This window comes from Micromonospora globbae, assembly GCF_003610785.1.
GTDB classification, from domain to species: domain Bacteria; phylum Actinomycetota; class Actinomycetes; order Mycobacteriales; family Micromonosporaceae; genus Micromonospora; species Micromonospora globbae.
The window spans coordinates 184,490-199,083 of sequence record NZ_RAQQ01000002.1 but is presented as its reverse complement, the minus strand read 5'-3'; the positions used below and the strand labels follow the sequence as shown (position 1 = coordinate 199,083).

At 74.9% G+C, this 14,594-nt stretch carries 16 protein-coding genes; 5 read left to right on the top strand and 11 right to left on the bottom strand.

Annotated features, from left to right (window positions below; genetic code table 11):
• Nucleotides 1–143 precede the first annotated feature (143 nt).
• From D7I43_RS03295 to D7I43_RS32975, 4 genes are all read right to left on the bottom strand, one after another.
• Nucleotides 144–1,427: a citrate synthase gene (locus tag D7I43_RS03295; RefSeq protein ID WP_120326863.1), complete on the bottom strand. Its 1,284-nt coding sequence runs from the start codon at nt 1,425–1,427 to the stop codon at nt 144–146.
• 159 nt (nt 1,428–1,586) lie between these two features.
• On the bottom strand, nt 1,587–3,662 hold the full coding sequence (locus tag D7I43_RS03290) for a sulfatase-like hydrolase/transferase (RefSeq protein ID WP_120326862.1): 2,076 nt from the start codon (nt 3,660–3,662) through the stop codon (nt 1,587–1,589).
• Nucleotides 3,655–5,079 carry a methyltransferase domain-containing protein gene (locus D7I43_RS03285; RefSeq protein ID WP_120326861.1) on the bottom strand — a complete coding sequence of 475 codons (1,425 nt, stop codon included), beginning with the start codon at nt 5,077–5,079 and terminating at the stop codon, nt 3,655–3,657. The genes D7I43_RS03290 and D7I43_RS03285 overlap by 8 nt, the downstream gene beginning before the upstream one ends.
• Nucleotides 5,080–5,091: 12 nt before the next feature.
• A complete protein-coding gene (locus D7I43_RS32975) occupies nt 5,092–5,241 on the bottom strand; it encodes a hypothetical protein (protein WP_192902051.1) in 150 nt (49 codons plus the stop codon).
• Nucleotides 5,242–5,428: 187 nt separating this feature from the next.
• On the opposite strand from D7I43_RS32975, the gene D7I43_RS03280 reads away from it, so the two are divergent.
• Nucleotides 5,429–5,827 (top strand): VOC family protein, encoded by a 399-nt coding sequence (locus tag D7I43_RS03280; protein WP_120326860.1) that lies wholly within the window; start codon nt 5,429–5,431, stop codon nt 5,825–5,827.
• Nucleotides 5,828–5,860: 33 nt separating this feature from the next.
• Here the strand turns inward: D7I43_RS03280 and D7I43_RS03275 are convergent, their stop codons facing one another.
• Nucleotides 5,861–6,550 carry a helix-turn-helix transcriptional regulator gene (locus tag D7I43_RS03275; RefSeq protein WP_120326859.1) on the bottom strand — a complete coding sequence of 230 codons (690 nt, stop codon included), beginning with the start codon at nt 6,548–6,550 and terminating at the stop codon, nt 5,861–5,863.
• Nucleotides 6,551–6,627: 77 nt separating this feature from the next.
• On the opposite strand from D7I43_RS03275, the gene D7I43_RS03270 reads away from it, so the two are divergent.
• Nucleotides 6,628–7,479 carry an arginase family protein gene (locus D7I43_RS03270; RefSeq protein WP_120326858.1) on the top strand — a complete coding sequence of 284 codons (852 nt, stop codon included), beginning with the start codon at nt 6,628–6,630 and terminating at the stop codon, nt 7,477–7,479.
• A gap of 18 nt (nt 7,480–7,497) precedes the next feature.
• Here the strand turns inward: D7I43_RS03270 and D7I43_RS03265 are convergent, their stop codons facing one another.
• The 3 genes from D7I43_RS03265 to D7I43_RS03255 all read right to left on the bottom strand — a co-directional run bounded on the left by D7I43_RS03265 (nt 7,498) and on the right by D7I43_RS03255 (nt 10,019).
• Nucleotides 7,498–8,928 carry a HAMP domain-containing sensor histidine kinase gene (locus tag D7I43_RS03265; RefSeq protein ID WP_240032791.1) on the bottom strand — a complete coding sequence of 477 codons (1,431 nt, stop codon included), beginning with the start codon at nt 8,926–8,928 and terminating at the stop codon, nt 7,498–7,500.
• Nucleotides 8,929–8,971: 43 nt separating this feature from the next.
• Complete coding sequence (locus tag D7I43_RS03260) at nt 8,972–9,715, bottom strand: response regulator transcription factor (protein ID WP_120326856.1); 744 nt, start codon at nt 9,713–9,715, stop codon at nt 8,972–8,974.
• A gap of 73 nt (nt 9,716–9,788) precedes the next feature.
• On the bottom strand, nt 9,789–10,019 hold the full coding sequence (locus tag D7I43_RS03255) for a hypothetical protein (protein ID WP_120326855.1): 231 nt from the start codon (nt 10,017–10,019) through the stop codon (nt 9,789–9,791).
• A 192-nt stretch (nt 10,020–10,211) separates the two neighbouring features.
• Between D7I43_RS03255 and D7I43_RS03250 the strand changes: the two genes are divergently transcribed.
• The 3 genes from D7I43_RS03250 (at nt 10,212) to D7I43_RS03240 (ending at nt 13,015) form a co-directional block, all read left to right on the top strand.
• Nucleotides 10,212–11,165 carry a serine/threonine-protein kinase gene (locus D7I43_RS03250; protein ID WP_120326854.1) on the top strand — a complete coding sequence of 318 codons (954 nt, stop codon included), beginning with the start codon at nt 10,212–10,214 and terminating at the stop codon, nt 11,163–11,165.
• 171 nt (nt 11,166–11,336) lie between these two features.
• Nucleotides 11,337–11,762: an OsmC family protein gene (locus D7I43_RS03245; protein WP_120326853.1), complete on the top strand. Its 426-nt coding sequence runs from the start codon at nt 11,337–11,339 to the stop codon at nt 11,760–11,762.
• A 398-nt stretch (nt 11,763–12,160) separates the two neighbouring features.
• Complete coding sequence (locus D7I43_RS03240; RefSeq protein ID WP_120326852.1) at nt 12,161–13,015, top strand: hypothetical protein; 855 nt, start codon at nt 12,161–12,163, stop codon at nt 13,013–13,015.
• Nucleotides 13,016–13,022: 7 nt separating this feature from the next.
• Here the strand turns inward: D7I43_RS03240 and D7I43_RS03235 are convergent, their stop codons facing one another.
• The 3 genes from D7I43_RS03235 to D7I43_RS03225 all read right to left on the bottom strand — a co-directional run bounded on the left by D7I43_RS03235 (nt 13,023) and on the right by D7I43_RS03225 (nt 14,573).
• Nucleotides 13,023–13,565, bottom strand: coding sequence for an ATPase (locus D7I43_RS03235; RefSeq protein ID WP_120326851.1), 543 nt, complete (start codon nt 13,563–13,565; stop codon nt 13,023–13,025).
• Nucleotides 13,566–13,708: 143 nt separating this feature from the next.
• Nucleotides 13,709–14,155 carry a response regulator gene (locus D7I43_RS03230; protein WP_120326850.1) on the bottom strand — a complete coding sequence of 149 codons (447 nt, stop codon included), beginning with the start codon at nt 14,153–14,155 and terminating at the stop codon, nt 13,709–13,711.
• Nucleotides 14,156–14,222: 67 nt separating this feature from the next.
• Entirely contained in the window at nt 14,223–14,573 is a 351-nt protein-coding gene (locus tag D7I43_RS03225; protein ID WP_407942570.1) for an STAS domain-containing protein, read from the bottom strand.
• Nucleotides 14,574–14,594: the final 21 nt, after the last annotated feature.

Genomic DNA, 14,594 nt, shown 5'->3' with positions numbered 1-14,594 from the left:
CCGGGATGTCCGGTTCGTCCCCGCCAACCTCATGATCACCGGGGGCAGAGGCGGGGGCAGGGACGGGCGCGGGGGGCGGGTGAGACGCGAGCGGCCGCCGGGCCCCTTCGGGGGCCGGCGGCCGCTCGTCGCTGTGGCTTGGGTCAGCGCTCGTTCAGCGGGACGAAGTTCCGCTCGGAGTAGCCGGTGTAGACCTGCCGCGGACGGCCGATCTTGGTCTCCGGGTCGTTGATCATCTCGCGCCACTGGGCGATCCAGCCCGGGAGCCGGCCCAGGGCGAACAGCACCGTGAACATCTTCGTCGGGAAGCCCATGGCCTTGTAGATGAGGCCGGTGTAGAAGTCCACGTTCGGGTAGAGCCGCCGGGACACGAAGAAGTCGTCGGCGAGGGCGATCTCCTCCAGCTGCATGGCGATGTCCAGCAGCGGGTCCGGCTTGGCCATGCGGCCGAGCACGTCCTGGGCGGCCTTCTTCACGATGGCCGCGCGCGGGTCGTAGTTCTTGTAGACCCGGTGGCCGAAGCCCATGAGCTTCACGCCGTCCTGCCGGTCCTTGACCTTCTGCACGAAGGTCCGGACGTCACCGCCGTCGGCCTGGATGCGCTGGAGCATTTCGAGGACGGCCTGGTTGGCGCCGCCGTGCAGCGGGCCGAAGAGGGCGTTCACGCCGGCGGAGACGGAAGCGAAGAGGTTGGCGTTGCTGGAACCCACGAGCCGGACGGTCGAGGTGGAGCAGTTCTGCTCGTGGTCGGCGTGCAGGATGAAGAGCATGTCGAGCACGCGGGCCATCACCGGGTCGACCTCGTACGGCTCCGCCGGCACGCCGAAGGTCAGCCGCAGGAAGTTCTCCACGTAGCCGAGCGAGTTGTCCGGGTACAGCAGCGGCTGCCCGATCGACTTCTTGTAGGCGTACGAGGCGATGGTGGGGACCTTCGCCATCAGCCGCACGGTGGAGATCTCCACGTGCTCGGAGTCGAACGGGTCCAGGCTGTCCTGGTAGAAGGTCGAGATCGCGCTGACCGCGGAGGAGAGCACCGCCATCGGGTGCGCGTCCCGCGGGAAGCCGTCGAAGAAGCGCCGCATCTCCTCGTGCAGCAGCGAGTGCCGGCGGATCCACTCGGTGAACTCGCTGAGCTGCTGATCGGTGGGCAGCTCCCCGTAGATGAGCAGGTAGGAGACCTCCAGGAAGGAGGACTTCTCGGCCAGCTGCTCGATCGGGTAGCCACGGTAACGCAGGATCCCCGCGTCGCCGTCGATGTAGGTGATCGCGGACGAGCAGGCCGCGGTGTTGACGAAACCGGGGTCGTACGTCGTCAGCCCGGTCTCTTTCAGCAGCTTGCTCACCCCGATACCGGCGGGGCCCTCGACCGCGGCGTGTACCGGCATCGACAGCTGCCCACCGGGGTGATCGAGCTTGACTTCCGTCATGTGGTTCCTCGCTTCGCCGGCGAATCTTCGTTGAATTGCCTTCGCTTTTACCGTAATCGTGGTTGCGGGGACACCGCCTGCGGTGGTTCGGGGGTGAGGTATGCGTCACCCGATTCCCGACCGCCCGGCTGGGGAAACCGGCGAATCGCGCGTCCGTGCTCAGGAGAGCGCGAGGTGGCGCAACCCACCGTCGGCGGCGATCTGGTAGACGTCGAGTCGATTCTTCCCCGCGTGGAAGAGCCGGTCGTCGGCGATCAGCGCGGCGAAGCGGCGCCCGCCCGGGTCGGGGGGCACGACCGGCACGACCGCGCCCACGCGCCCGTTCACGGCCACGGCGAGCAGCGTGCCGTCGGGGACGTCGTCCGGGACGGTGCCCCAGACCAGCGCCGGCAGCGCGCCGGCGTCGGGATCGATGTCGCGGAACGCGGCGAGGTCGGCCACCCGGGCGCTCCCGCCCGCCGGTCGCTGGCTCACGGTGGTGCCGACCAGCGGGTGTACGGCCGGCAGGGGCGGCGGCTTCGGCACCCCGTCCGGGATGGGCGTCGGCTCCCCCGGGCGGTCGTAGAAGTGCTTCTGTCCCGCCGGGCGGGGGGTGGCCCGGGCGGAACGGCCGTCCACCCGCCACGGCAGCCGGATGCCGGCCGCGTCCGCCACCGTCGGCAGCAGGTCGACGTGCTCCCAGTTGCGGTCGTCGACCCGTCCGGCGCGCTGGCCGGGCTCCTTCACGAACATCGGCACCCAGGCGACCTCGCCGGGCGCGGCCTTGATGGCGTCCATGCCGCGGCCCTGGAAGCCGGGGGTGAAGCTCACCCCGTGGTCGGCGGTGACCACCACGAGCGCCTGGTCGTAGAGGCCGGTGGCACGCAGCGTCCGCAGGGTCTCCCCGATCAGCCGGTCGGTGTAGCCGAGCTGCGCGAGGTGCCGCTGCCGGGCCAGCTCCACCCAGCCGTGGCCGTCGTTCGGCAGGTCCTCCGGGCCGTCGTAGCGCGCGCCGGAGGGCAGGAACGCCCACGGCGAGTGCGGCATGAGCAGGTGCAGGAAGTGCAGCGTGGGTCGGGGCGCCGGCTTCAGCCCGGCCAGGAAGCTCGTGAACCGGGCCGGCTGGTTGTCGTCCAGGCTGTCCCAGCGGAACGTCGGGTCGTCCGGGATCGGCTCGGCCGCGTCGAGCCCGGCCTCGGCCGCGGTCTGCTCCCGGTAGGAGTCCTCGGGGTCGACGAGGCTGTCCCGCGGCGCGGTGACCTGGCCGAGCAGCCGGCCGGTCTCGCGGACCAGCACCCCGAGCCCCTGCTCGGGGGCGACCGGCTGCTCGCAGCGGCTGGGCGGGCAGAGGCGGGTGATGCTCTCCTCGGCGCGGATGTCGTACAGGCCGCCGAACGCGGTGAACAGGTTCTCCGGGTACTGCGAGTAGTGCGGGGCGACGCCCCGCTCCGGGTACCGGCCGGTGAGCATGGCCGGCAGGGCGTACGGGGTCCAGCCGCTGACCCCGGTGGCGTCGCGGTACCAGGTCGATCCGGCGGCGAGCTCGGCGAAGTGTGGGAATCGGGTCGCGTCGATGCGCCCGTCGGCGCCGAGCAGGGAGACCAGCGGCAGTTCGTCGAGGACGATCATGACCACGGGCGGGTGGACGTCGGTGGCCGCCGTGCCGGTCGCCTCGCCGGCCGCCCGGGGCAGCACGAGCACCGAGGTCGGCGACACGAGCAGGAAGAGCGCCACGAACACCGGCGGCCCGGCGGCGGCGACCCGCAGCACCCGGCCGGGTGTCCGCCACCGCCGGTGGGCCGCCGCGCCGGCCGCGCCGACCACGGCCGCGGCCAGCAGCAGCGGTACGCCCCGCAGCGGTGTGCCGTGCCGGCCGACCTGGACGGCGAGCGCGGCGAGCAGCAGCCCGACCAGCACGGTGTGCGTCACCGAACGGGCCGCCCGGCCGGCGAGGCGGGTGAGTGCGCCGAAGAGCACGACCGGCACCGTGGGCGCCAGCGCGACCAGGGCCACCAGTTGCAGGATCTGCTCCCGGTCGGCGCGGTGGAACAGGAAGAAGTCGGGGCTGTGGCCGAGCACGTCCAGCAGCGGCTGGGTGACCACGAGCCCGACGAGCGCAACGACCTCCAGCACCCGGCCCAGCTCGGACCGGAACGCCGCCGTCCACCGGGCGCGACGCCCGGCCGGGGCCGTCCCGGCGGCCGGGGTGTCCCCGCCCGGACCGGCCTCGGGCCCGTCGGTCGCCGGGTCAGCCACCCACGACCACCGTGTAGAGCGTCCGGGTGCCCGAGGGCAGTTCCTCGCGCCGCGCGATCCGGCCGCGCGTCGCGAGCAGCCGCTCGAACTCCGCCCGGTGGTAGTCGGGGAAGAGCCCCTCGGGCTTGTTGGCCAGCAGGCGGCGCGCCATCGGGTCCTCGGGGTGCACGAACTCGACGACGACGCGGCCGCCGGGCGCGCAGAGGTCGGCGAGCCACGCGACCACCTCGGGCAGCGGCACGTTCCGGCCGATCGCGAGGTGGTGCACCACGGCCAGGGCGAGCACCGCGTCCGCGGCGGCCCGGTCGGCGAAGGAGGCCCGCTCGGTGCCGCGCCATCCGCCGCCGGGCGACGGGTCGGCGAGGTCCATGACGAGCGGCAGGACGCGCCGTTCGCCCTCGTCGCGCAGCGTCCGGTAGAGGGTGTCGACGACCGCCGGGTCCTGCTCGACGGCGACCACGTGGTCGGCGTGGCGTGCGGCGAGGCGGGCGTACCGGCCGTCGTTGGCGCCGAGGTCGAGCACGAGGCGGGGCCGGGGCCCGTCGGCCAGCGCGGCGGCGACGAACCGCTCCTTGCCCACCCGGTCCTCGGCGGAGTAGCCGCAGGTGCGCTGGTAGTCGTTCCAGTGGCTGGCCGACGAGGTCGGCTCCAGCCGGCGGACGAGCTTCTCGATGCCGCGTACGGTGGCGAGCGCGAGTTCCCGGGAGTAGCCGGCGGCGCGCAGTTGGGCGCGGACGTCGGTGGTGGTGGCCTCGGCGTGCCGGTTCTGCATGGCGGCGTGCAGGTGCAGGTGGGTCGGCACGCCGCGCCGGAGCCGCCGGAGGCCCCGGAACAGCGGCCGCAGCGCGTCGGCCTCGATCCCGTCGACCCGGGCCCGCAGCCAGGGCTGGAAGTCCACGCCGAGGTGCGCGGTGAGCAGCAGCGGGTAGAGCATGGTCTGGCAGAACTGGCGGTAGCCCGCCCACGGTTCCCCGTCGCGCACCGGCTCGAAGGAGCCGACGTCGATGAAGACGGGCGCGCTGCCGCGCCACTGGAGGTTGTAGGCCGACCCGTCCTTCGTGGTGAACCCGGCCGGCAGCGCGGCGCGAAGGATCTCCAGGTGCAGCAGCGCGGCGTCGCGCAGCATGGTGAAGGACCACTCGTACGGGTGGGAGACGAACGGGATGCGCTCGTGCCGCAGCACGGCCGCCCACGCCGAGTCGGCCGGGACCCGGGCGGGCTCCAGCACCTCGGTGGCGCAGACCTTGCCGGTCGCCAGCAGGGACGTGAAGAACTCGCTGCCGGCCAGCGCCCGCCAGTGCTCGGCGGCCCGCGCGTCGAGCCCGCGCAGCACCTCGTCGCCGACGTGGAAGACCCGGTTGGCCGGGTCGCGGAAGGAGCCGGGCTCGGGCCGTACGCCCGCGGGGGAGATCGCCATCGCCGGCCCGGGTCAGCGCTGGTCGGTGGGCTGGCGCCGGAACCGGTCGACCAGCCGCCGCCAGTAGAGCTTGGCGGCCACCGCGACGCCCGCCACCCCGCCGACCACCGCCTGCACGATCAGGCTGCCGGATCCCGCGTCCAGGTAGGCCAGATGGTTCACCGAGCGCTCCTTCCCTCACCGTCACGACACCGGCGTCCCGGAGGTGCAGCGCTGCGGCTTTTGACCCGGAAGGCCGGACTTTCCCCACCGTACGCCGATCACCGCCGCCGTGCGGCCACACCGGGGAGTCCGCGGCGGTCCGATTCGTTCAAGACACCCGGCGGGAGGACTTCCTAGGGTCGGGTCCATGACGCCTCGATTCGACCTGATCGGATTCGCCACCACCGACATGGCGCGGACGCTGGACTTCTACCGCCGCCTCGGCCTGGACATCCCGGCCGGTGCCGAGACCGAGCCGCACGTGGAGGTCACGCTGCCGGGTGGCCTGCGGCTCGCCTGGGACGACGTCACGATGGTGCGCTCCTTCGACCCGGACTGGGCGCCGCCGACCGGCAGCCCCCGCGCCAACCTCGCCTTCCGCTGCGCGGAGCCGGCCGAGGTGGACCGGTGGTACGCCGAACTGACCGACGCCGGCTACCACGGGCACCTGAAGCCGTGGGACGCCTTCTGGGGGCAGCGGTACGCGGTGCTGCACGACCCCGACGGCAACGGCGTCGACCTCTTCGCGCCCCTCCCGACCGACTGAGCCCGGCCGGCCGGCGGCCGCGCCCCGGCCGGGTCAGCCGGCGCCGAGCAGGACGGCCGGCGGCACCCCCGCGAGATCCCGCACGTCCCGGGTCAGGTGCGGCTGGTCGGCGTACCCGCAGGCGGCGGCCACCTCGGCCAGCGGCGTGCCGGAGCGGGCCAGGGACAGCGCCCGGCGCATCCGCAGGATCCGGGCGAGGGTCTTCGGGCCGTACCCGAACAGGGCCCGGGACCGGCGCAGCAGGGCACGCGGGTCGAGCCCGACCTCGGCGGCGATGGCGGCCACCGGGACGCCGGCCGCCGCGGCGGCCGCCACCCGGGCGCCGAGCGGATCCGGGCCGCCGGCCGCGCGGAGCCGCCGCGCGGCGAGCGCCGTCAACGTGGACGCCGGATCGGCCGCCGCCCGCTCGGCGAGCTCGGCGACCGCCCGGTCACCCCAGAGCGCCGCCAGCGGCACCCGGGTGTCCCGCAGTTCGTCGGCGGGCACGCCGAGCACGGCGGGGCCGACGCCCGGGGGCAGGCGCAACCCCACCCACCGCTCCCCGGGCGCGCTGACGCTCAGGAAGGCCGTCCGGTCGGGGCCGGCCACCCGCAGGCCGGCCCGGCTGGACCACAGCAGGTCGACGCAGCCGTCGGGAAGCACCCGGCCGGTCCGCGTGCCGCCCGGGTTGGCGCTGGTCCACAGCGTGCCGCCGGCGACACCGGCGGGACGTTCCCGGTACACGTGCCCAGCCTGCCACGGGTGGACGCGACCGGGCGAAGCGGCCACACCGCGGGCGAGGATGCCGGTACCGTGCCGGTGTGCGCTGGACCGTGGTGGACGCGCCGCTGGACTCGTCCGGCCGGGGGCGGGGCGAGCAGGAGGCGCCGGCGGCGCTGCGCCGGGCCGGCCTGCTCTCGGCGCTGCCCGCCGAGGACGGCGGCGCGGTCGACGCCCGCGTGGACGATGCCACCCGCGACCCGGAGAGCGGCCTCGTCGGCGCCGCCGCCGTACGCCGCGCCGGCGACGCCATCGCCGCGCGGGTCGCCGACCTGCTCGCCGCCGGCCGGCGACCGCTGGTCGTGGGTGGGGACTGCGCCATCCTGCCGGGCATCTGCCGGGCCCTGCCCTTCGGGACGGACCTGTGGTTCGTGGACGCCCACCCGGACTTCTTCGACGGCGCGACCTCCGAGACCGGCGAGGGCGCCGACATGGACCTCAGCGTGGTCACCGGGCACGGTCCGGCCGCCGCCGCGGGCGTCGACGGCCCGCTGGCCGACCCGGGTCGCGTCCACCTGCTCGGGCACCGCCCGCCCACCGACGAGGCCAGCCGGGTGGAGGCGGCCCGCGTCGACCCGCGGATCCGCCAGGTGCCGGCCGCCGAGCTGCGCCGGCGCGGCCCCGGCACCGTCGGCGCGGCGCTGGCCGCCGGCGCCGGCCCCGCCTGGCTGCACCTCGACCTCGACGCGGTCGACCCGGCCGACCTTCCGGCGGTCACCTACCCGGTGCCGGGCGGGCTGCGCTGGCCCGAACTGGTCGCGCTCGTCGCGCCACTGGCCCGCGCCGAACGGCTGCTGGGGATGAGCGTGACCGACCTGAACGTCGACGAGGACCCCGACGGACGCCACACGCGGCGCGTCGTCGACGTGCTCGCCGAGGCGCTCGGCCGCTGACCACCCCACCCGTCCCGATTACGGCGAGGGGGCGGGGGACGGCAGTCGTACGGTGAACACCGTCCGACCGGGGTGGCTGTCCACGGTGACCGTGCCGTGGTGCGCCTCCACGACGGCCGCCACGATGGACAGGCCGAGGCCCGTGCTGCCGTGCGCGCGTGAGCGGGAGCTGTCGCCGCGCGTGAACCGCTCGAAGATCTCCGCCCGCAGCGTCGGGGGCACCCCGGGACCGTCGTCGGCGACGCGGAGCACGGCCGCGTCCGGCTCACCGCGCAGCGTGGTGGTGACCGTGGTGCCGGGTGGTGTGTGCACGCGGGCGTTGGCCAGCAGGTTGGCGACCACCTGGTGCAGGCGGGCGGCGTCACCGGTGACGGTCAGCGGCTCGTCGGGCAGGTCGAGCTGCCACCGGTGCTCCGGCCCGGCCACGTGCGCGTCGCTCACCGCGTCGACCACGAGGGCGGTGAGGTCGACCGGCTCGGCGACGAGGGGCCGGCCGGAGTCCAGCCGGGCGAGCAGGAGCAGGTCGTCGACGAGGTGGGTCATCCGGGTGCTCTCGGACTCCACCCGGCGCAGCGCGTGGGCGACGTCCGGTGGCACCTGGTCACGACCGCGTCGGGCCACCTCGGCGTACCCCCGGATGGCGGCCAGCGGGGTGCGCAGCTCGTGGCTCGCGTCGGCCACGAACTGGCGGACCCGGGTCTCGCTGGCCTGCCGGGCGGCGAGCGCGGCGGCGACGTGCCCGAGCATCCGGTTGAGGGCGCCGCCCACCTGCCCCACCTCGGTCCGCGGGTCGGTGTCGGATTCGGGCACCCGTTCGGAGAGCGCCACCTCGCCCCGGTCCAGCGTCAGCTCGCTGACGCGGCCGGCGGTGGCCGCGACGCGCCGCAGCGGGCGCAGCGTGGCCCGTACGACCAGCGCGCCGGCGGTGCCGGCGACGAGCAGCCCGGCGGTGGCCACGCCGGCCTGGGCGACGATCATCCACCAGACGGTCTCCCGCACACCGGACAGCGGCAGCGCGACCACCTGGGCCCGGTCGCCGGGCCCCGCCCGGGCGACCGCCCGGTAGTCGCCCCGCTCACCCAGGTCGACGGTGCGGGGCCGGCCGTCGACGGGCAGGCGGGACAGCGCCGCGACCTCGTCGACCGGCAACGACTCCCCGCCGGGCTGGTTCCCGGTCTGGGTGAACGCGGTGGCCACCTCGCCGCCGGTGACGGTGGCGACCACCGACCCCGGTGGCAGGCCGGGTGGGATCTGCGCCCGGGCGGGATCCGGCGCCCACCGCCACGGACGTTCCGGCCCCCGCACGGCGGGAACGAGTTGGGCGTCGACCCGGTCGATCAGGACGTGCCGCAGCGCCACGGTGGTGAGCGCGCCGGTCCCCAGACAGACCAGGGCCAGCAGGGCGACCAGCGTGACGACGAGCCGGGTCCGCAGCGTCCAGCCGGACAGTCGGCGGCGCAGCGCGCCGGCGACCCGGCGCGGCAGCCCGGTGTCACTCCGCGGGCTTGAGGACATACCCCGCGCCGCGCAACGTGTGGATCATCGGCGTCCGGCCCGCGTCGATCTTCTTCCGCAGGTACGAGATGTAGAGCTCGACCACGTTGGCCTGCCCGCCGAAGTCGTAGTTCCAGACCCGGTCGAGGATCTGCGCCTTGCTCAGCACCCGGCGTGGGTTGCGCATGAGGTAACGCAGCAGCTCGAACTCGGTGGCCGTCAGCGTGACCGGCTGTCCGCCGCGGCGCACCTCGTGGCTGTCCTCGTCCAGGGTGAGGTCACCGACGGTGAGCAGCGCGTCCCGGGCGGCGACCGCGAGACCGGAGCGGCGCAGCAGCGCACGCAGCCGGGCGATCACCTCCTCCAGGCTGAACGGCTTGGTCACGTAGTCGTCCCCGCCGACGGTGAGCCCGGCGATGCGCTCCTCCACGGCGTCACGGGCGGTCAGGAAGAGCACCGGCACGGTGGGCGCGTGCTCGCGCATGCGCCGCAGCACCTGGAAGCCGTCCAGGTCGGGCAGCATCACGTCGAGCACCACGGCGTCCGGCTGGAACTGCCGGGCCGTGGCGAGCGCGCCCGTCCCGTCGTTCGCGCTGCGCACCTGCCAGCCCTCGTACCGCAGGGCCATCGAGAGCAGGTCGGTCAACGTCGGTTCGTCGTCGACCACCAGCACCCGGACCGGCTCGCCGTCGGGGCGGCGCAGTTCGATGCGGCCGTGCGCGGCCTGCCCGTCTGAGACCATGCCCCCATCGTGGGACGCTTTCCTGTGCCGCGCCCCTGTGGAACCTGTGCGCGCGCTGTGTGCCGGCCGGGAGCTACTCGGTGACCCCGATGGGGTCGGTGCGCACGTACCGCATGGTCCAGGTGCCGGTCCCGTCGGGCCGCTCGCGCTCGTACAGGTGGTCGGGGCCCCCGTCGACGGGAGCGTCCTGCCCCGGGTGCCGCATGATCCAGCGGACGGGCGGGGCACCGTCGGGGCCGGCCGGCAGGGCCCGGACCAGGTCGTGGGCCGGCCCGCCCACGAACCGTACGCGCACCTCGCTCATCGCCGCCCCCTCGCCGTGCCGGCGTCCGGCGTGACGCCGCCCCCGCGTCGGAAGCTACCGCACCCGGGTGCGACCCGCAGCGCCTCACGGTCCACCGCGCTCCGATGATCACCACGGTTTGCCCTGCTCCGGGCCCGGGTACCGCGACCGGAGGCGCCCACGGGCGGAAGGACGAGGACGAGGAGCCGGTCGATGCGGACGTTGGACGGGCGGTACCGGCTCGAACAGCGCATCGGCGTCGGCGGGATGTCCGAGGTGTGGCGCGCCCACGACGTGGTGCTGGACCGGCCGGTCGCCGTGAAGGTGATCTCCCCCGGGCAGGACGACGCGGACTCCTCGGTGGAGCGCATCCGCGCGGAGGCCCGTTCGGCGGCCCGCCTCGTGCACCCGAACGTGGCGAGCGTCCACGACTTCGGCACCTGCGGCACCCCACCCGGCCCGCGGACGCCGTACATCGTCATGGAACTCGTCGAGGGCGAGACGCTCGCCGCCCACCTGCGGACCGGTGCGCTGGACTGGCGCATCGCGGTGCGGGTCTGCGCCGAGGTCTGCGCGGCGCTGGCCGCGGCGCACGCGCACGGCATCGTCCACCGCGACGTCAAGCCGGCGAACGTCATCCTCACCCCGGCCGGGGCGAAGGTGCTCGACTTCGGCATCGCCACGCCGGCGGGCGCGCCCGACCCGACGCCGGACGGGATGGTGGTGGGCACCCCCGCGTACCTCGCCCCAGAGCAGCTGGACCGGGCGCCGGTCACGCCGGCCGTCGACCTGTACGCCCTCGGTGTGCTGCTCTACCACTGCCTCTCCGGACGGCTGCCGTACGAGGCGAGCACCGCCACGCAGCTGCTCGGGCTGCGCCGCCGGGAACCACCCCGGCCGCTGCCGGAGATCGACGGCCTGCCGCGGGAGGTGGCCGAGCTGTGCCGGCGCTGCCTGGCCGCCGCCCCCACGGAGCGGCCCAGCAGCCTCGTCGCCGCACTGCTGCTCGCCGAGGCCGTGGACGCCCGGGTGTACGTGCCGATGCCGCTGTTCACGGCGCCCCGCCCACGGCGCGCGGTGGTGTCCCCGTGGAGTGAGCGGGCGGCGACGGCGGTCACCGAGGCCGTCGCGGTGCCCGAGCGCCCCGACGGGCGCCGGGAGGCCTGAGCCCGACGGGCGCCGGGAGGCCTGAGCCCGACGGGCGCCGGGAGGCTTGAGGCCGACGGGCGCCGGGAGCCCCGAGCCGACCGGCCGGCGCACGCCCGCGGGCGGCGTCGACGCCGGTTTCACCGGTCGAGGGCCGGGTAGCCGGGCGGGTGACTGACGGGAGGAACGCCCATGTCGGACCCGAGTTCCTGGCTGCATGAGGCCGCCGCGACCGCCGAGGGCGGCCACGTACGTACCGACGACGGCGGGCTCTCCAGCTCGCTGGCGTCCCCGCTCGCGGCGCACTGCACGGGCCTGCGCCCGGAGCAGCTGCTGGCCGCGGCGTTCGCGTCCTGCCTGCACCACGCGGCCGTCGAGGCGGCCGGTCGGATCACCGACGAGGCGCACACCGTCAAGGTGCGGGCCGAGGCGAAGCTCGGGCGCGACGCCGACGGGCGCTACCGGGCCGACGTGCACGCCTCGATCGCGTCCGCCGGGCTGACCCGGCAGCAGCTGGCCGACCTGGTCGAACACGCCGACCGACTCTGGCCGTTCTCCAGCGGCGACAACAGCCGGCACCGGCTCACGGTCACGCCGGCGGAGAACGGCCGGCGCTGACGCGGCCGGGAAGACCGGCGCGGAGAACGTCCGGCGCTGACGCCGGCCGGGACCGGCGTGGTGCCCAGCCGGCGGGGTACCGGGCCGGCGTGCCGGGAGTGCCGGGTCCGGGGGACGCCGCCCGATGGGGCGTCCGTCCCACCCGGCGGGTGACCGTACGGCCGGTCGTCGTATCGGCCGTACGGCCGAGGCGCGGGACGGCGTGGGTGCGCCTGACCAAGATCACCCATCCGCCCGGGTCATCCCCCTGTTCCGGCTATATCCGCGATATCGGACAGGAGCGCTTCACCCTCTTCCTGGTCGGGTGCCCCCGATGATCCGGTAGAAGGTGGCAAATTGTGACGCATGCCACCAACCAGGCGGGTGGCTTCTGGCCGCCGACTTTTTAGCCTCGGCGGGTGCATCCCGACGACCCCTCCGAGCAGAAGCAACAGGATCCCCAGCCCACGACCCGGTCCACCGACCCGGCATCCACCGAACGGACGACTGGTCGGCACCGCGCGGCGGAACCCCCTCCGCGCCGCGGGCGGAGGCTGTTGACCTCGACGCCCGTCCGGGCCGCCCTCGCCGCCGGCGTCACCTGCTGCCTGGGTGTGGCCGCGTACGCCGGCACCCGGGACGACACCGTCGAGCGGAGGGAGCCGCTGGCGGAGGCCGTCGCCGACCGGGCGGCACTGGCCGACCAGCGGGCCTCCCGGTCGCTGGAGCGGACCGCCGCACCGACCCCCACCCCCACCAGCGCCAGCCCCAGCCCCACGCCCAGCCCGACCGCCACGAAGAAGAAGGCGCCGAAGAAGCCCCCGAAGCCGCGCAAGCCGCGGCCGGTCGCCGGGCTCACGCAGGCGCAGATGGACAACGCGAAGATCATCGTCGACGTCGGCCGCGAACTCGACGTCCCCAAGCGGGGCCTGGTCATCGCCGTGGCGACCGCCATGCAGGAGAGCAACCTCTACAACTACGCCAGCGGCGTGCTGCCCGAGTCGCAGAACTACCCCCACCAGGCCATCGGCTGGGACCACGACTCGGTCGGCCTGTTCCAGCAGCGGCCCAGCAGCGGCTGGGGCACGGTGCAGGACCTCATGCGGCCGGCGTACGCCGCGAAGGCGTTCTACCTGGCGCTGCTCGAGGTGCCCGGCTGGCAGGACATGAGCCTCACTGTCGCCGCCCAGACGGTCCAGGTCTCCGCGTTCCCCGACGCGTACGCCCAGCACGAGGAGCGGGCCACCACCGTCGTCGAGGCGCTCACCAGCTGAGCGCCGGTCACCCCGCCCGGGCCTCGTCGCGCCCGCCGGGCGGGTCGCCCGCGCCGACGGCCGCCCCGCGGGTCGCCGGCACCCCCGACCCGGTCGTCGCGGCCGCCGCTGTCGGGGTGTCCACGGGCACCGGCTCGACGGCCACGCCGCCGAGGATCTCGTCCGCGCGCGCCTCGCGCCGGCGGCGGGCCTGCAACGCCGCCTCGAACTCCCGGCGGGCCTGCACGGCCTCGGCGTACGCCCGCTCGCGCACCTGCCGGGCCTCCTCGCGCGCCGCGTCCAGCTCGAAGCGCGCCCGGGCGAGGATCGCCGCCGCCTCCCGTTCCACCTCGCCGGCGTGGCGCCCGACCACGGCCGCGTCGTCCACGTCGTACCGGCGCAGCAGGCCGCAGAGCCCGGCCGCCTCCCGCCGGATCCGGTCCCACTCCCGCCCCGTCCCCGCGGTGCTCTCCGCCCACGCCGCGAGCCGGGTCAACCGGACACCCAGCTCATCGAGGCAGGAGTCGACCTGCCGCCGGTCGTAGCCGATCTCGACCACCGAGAACCTCATGCTGTCGCCCCCCAGGCAGCTGGAAACTCTTCCCCACCTGGATCCTCCGGCGCGAGGGGCGGCGGCGCGGGCGTTCGGGAGAAATGTTCAGCATCCGAGAGGCCGCCCGGCACACGGCCGGTCGCCCACCCCGGGCGTCCGGCTCAGCGGCGCCGCGGCAGCACGACGACCCGGCCGAAGAACTCGTCGATGCGGTGCACCACGTCGTTGAAGTCGTCCAGGTCGATGGGCTTGGTGACGTACGCGTTGGCCTGCAGCGTGTAGCTGCCCAGCACGTCGGTGTCGGCGTTCGAGGTGGTCAGCACGACGATCGGGATCGTCCGCAGGTCCTCGTCCTGCTTGACCTCGCCGAGCACCTGGCGACCGTCCATCCGGGGCATGTTGAGGTCGAGCAGGATGACGTCCGGCCGGACGGCGTCGCTGTGCCGGCCCTCCCGCCGGAGGAACTCCATGGCCTCCTGCCCGTCGCCGACGACGTCGATGATCTTCTCGACCTCGGAGTCCTGGAGGGCCTCCTCGATCATGAGCACGTCACCCGGGTCGTCGTCCACCACGAGGATGCGGACCGGGTTCGGGCTGTCTGCGCCCATGAGCTACCTGCCTCTGGTCGGTGGAACGGGACATCACGGTCACGTGCCGGCGGGGAAATCTAACCGATCAGGGAGCGGCTCGCGGCGCCGGGTCGCCCGCCCTCGCGTCGTAGGCGAGCACCTGGGCGACGCCGGTCAGCCGCAGCACCCGGTCGACGGCGCCGGACGCGCCGGTCAACCGCAGCCACCCGCCCTCGGCGGCGGCGCGGTGGTCACCGCGGAGGAAGGCCGCGATGCCGGTGGAGTCGCAGAACGTGAGCTCGGTGAGGTCGACCAGGAGGCGACGCTCGCCGGCGGCGGTCAGGCGGTCGACCGCCGCGTTGAACTCCTCCGCGGTGCTCATGTCGAGCTCCCCCGTGAGGCGCAGGCACGTGCCACCGCCATCGCGCTCGGCGTACGTGACGGTGAACGGCACCATGCCCTCCTCGTCGGGGACGTT

Coding starts and splice junctions, on each gene's coding strand:
- D7I43_RS03250 (WP_120326854.1), top strand. CDS start 10,212: ATGCGGACGTTGGACGGGCGGTACCGGCTCGAACAGCGCATCGGCGTC.
- D7I43_RS03230 (WP_120326850.1), bottom strand. CDS start 14,155: ATGGGCGCAGACAGCCCGAACCCGGTCCGCATCCTCGTGGTGGACGAC.
- D7I43_RS03295 (WP_120326863.1), bottom strand. CDS start 1,427: ATGACGGAAGTCAAGCTCGATCACCCCGGTGGGCAGCTGTCGATGCCG.
- D7I43_RS03255 (WP_120326855.1), bottom strand. CDS start 10,019: ATGAGCGAGGTGCGCGTACGGTTCGTGGGCGGGCCGGCCCACGACCTG.
- D7I43_RS03245 (WP_120326853.1), top strand. CDS start 11,337: ATGTCGGACCCGAGTTCCTGGCTGCATGAGGCCGCCGCGACCGCCGAG.
- D7I43_RS03260 (WP_120326856.1), bottom strand. CDS start 9,715: ATGGTCTCAGACGGGCAGGCCGCGCACGGCCGCATCGAACTGCGCCGC.
- D7I43_RS03235 (WP_120326851.1), bottom strand. CDS start 13,565: ATGAGGTTCTCGGTGGTCGAGATCGGCTACGACCGGCGGCAGGTCGAC.
- D7I43_RS03280 (WP_120326860.1), top strand. CDS start 5,429: ATGACGCCTCGATTCGACCTGATCGGATTCGCCACCACCGACATGGCG.
- D7I43_RS03225 (WP_407942570.1), bottom strand. CDS start 14,573: ATGGTGCCGTTCACCGTCACGTACGCCGAGCGCGATGGCGGTGGCACG.
- D7I43_RS03285 (WP_120326861.1), bottom strand. CDS start 5,079: ATGGCGATCTCCCCCGCGGGCGTACGGCCCGAGCCCGGCTCCTTCCGC.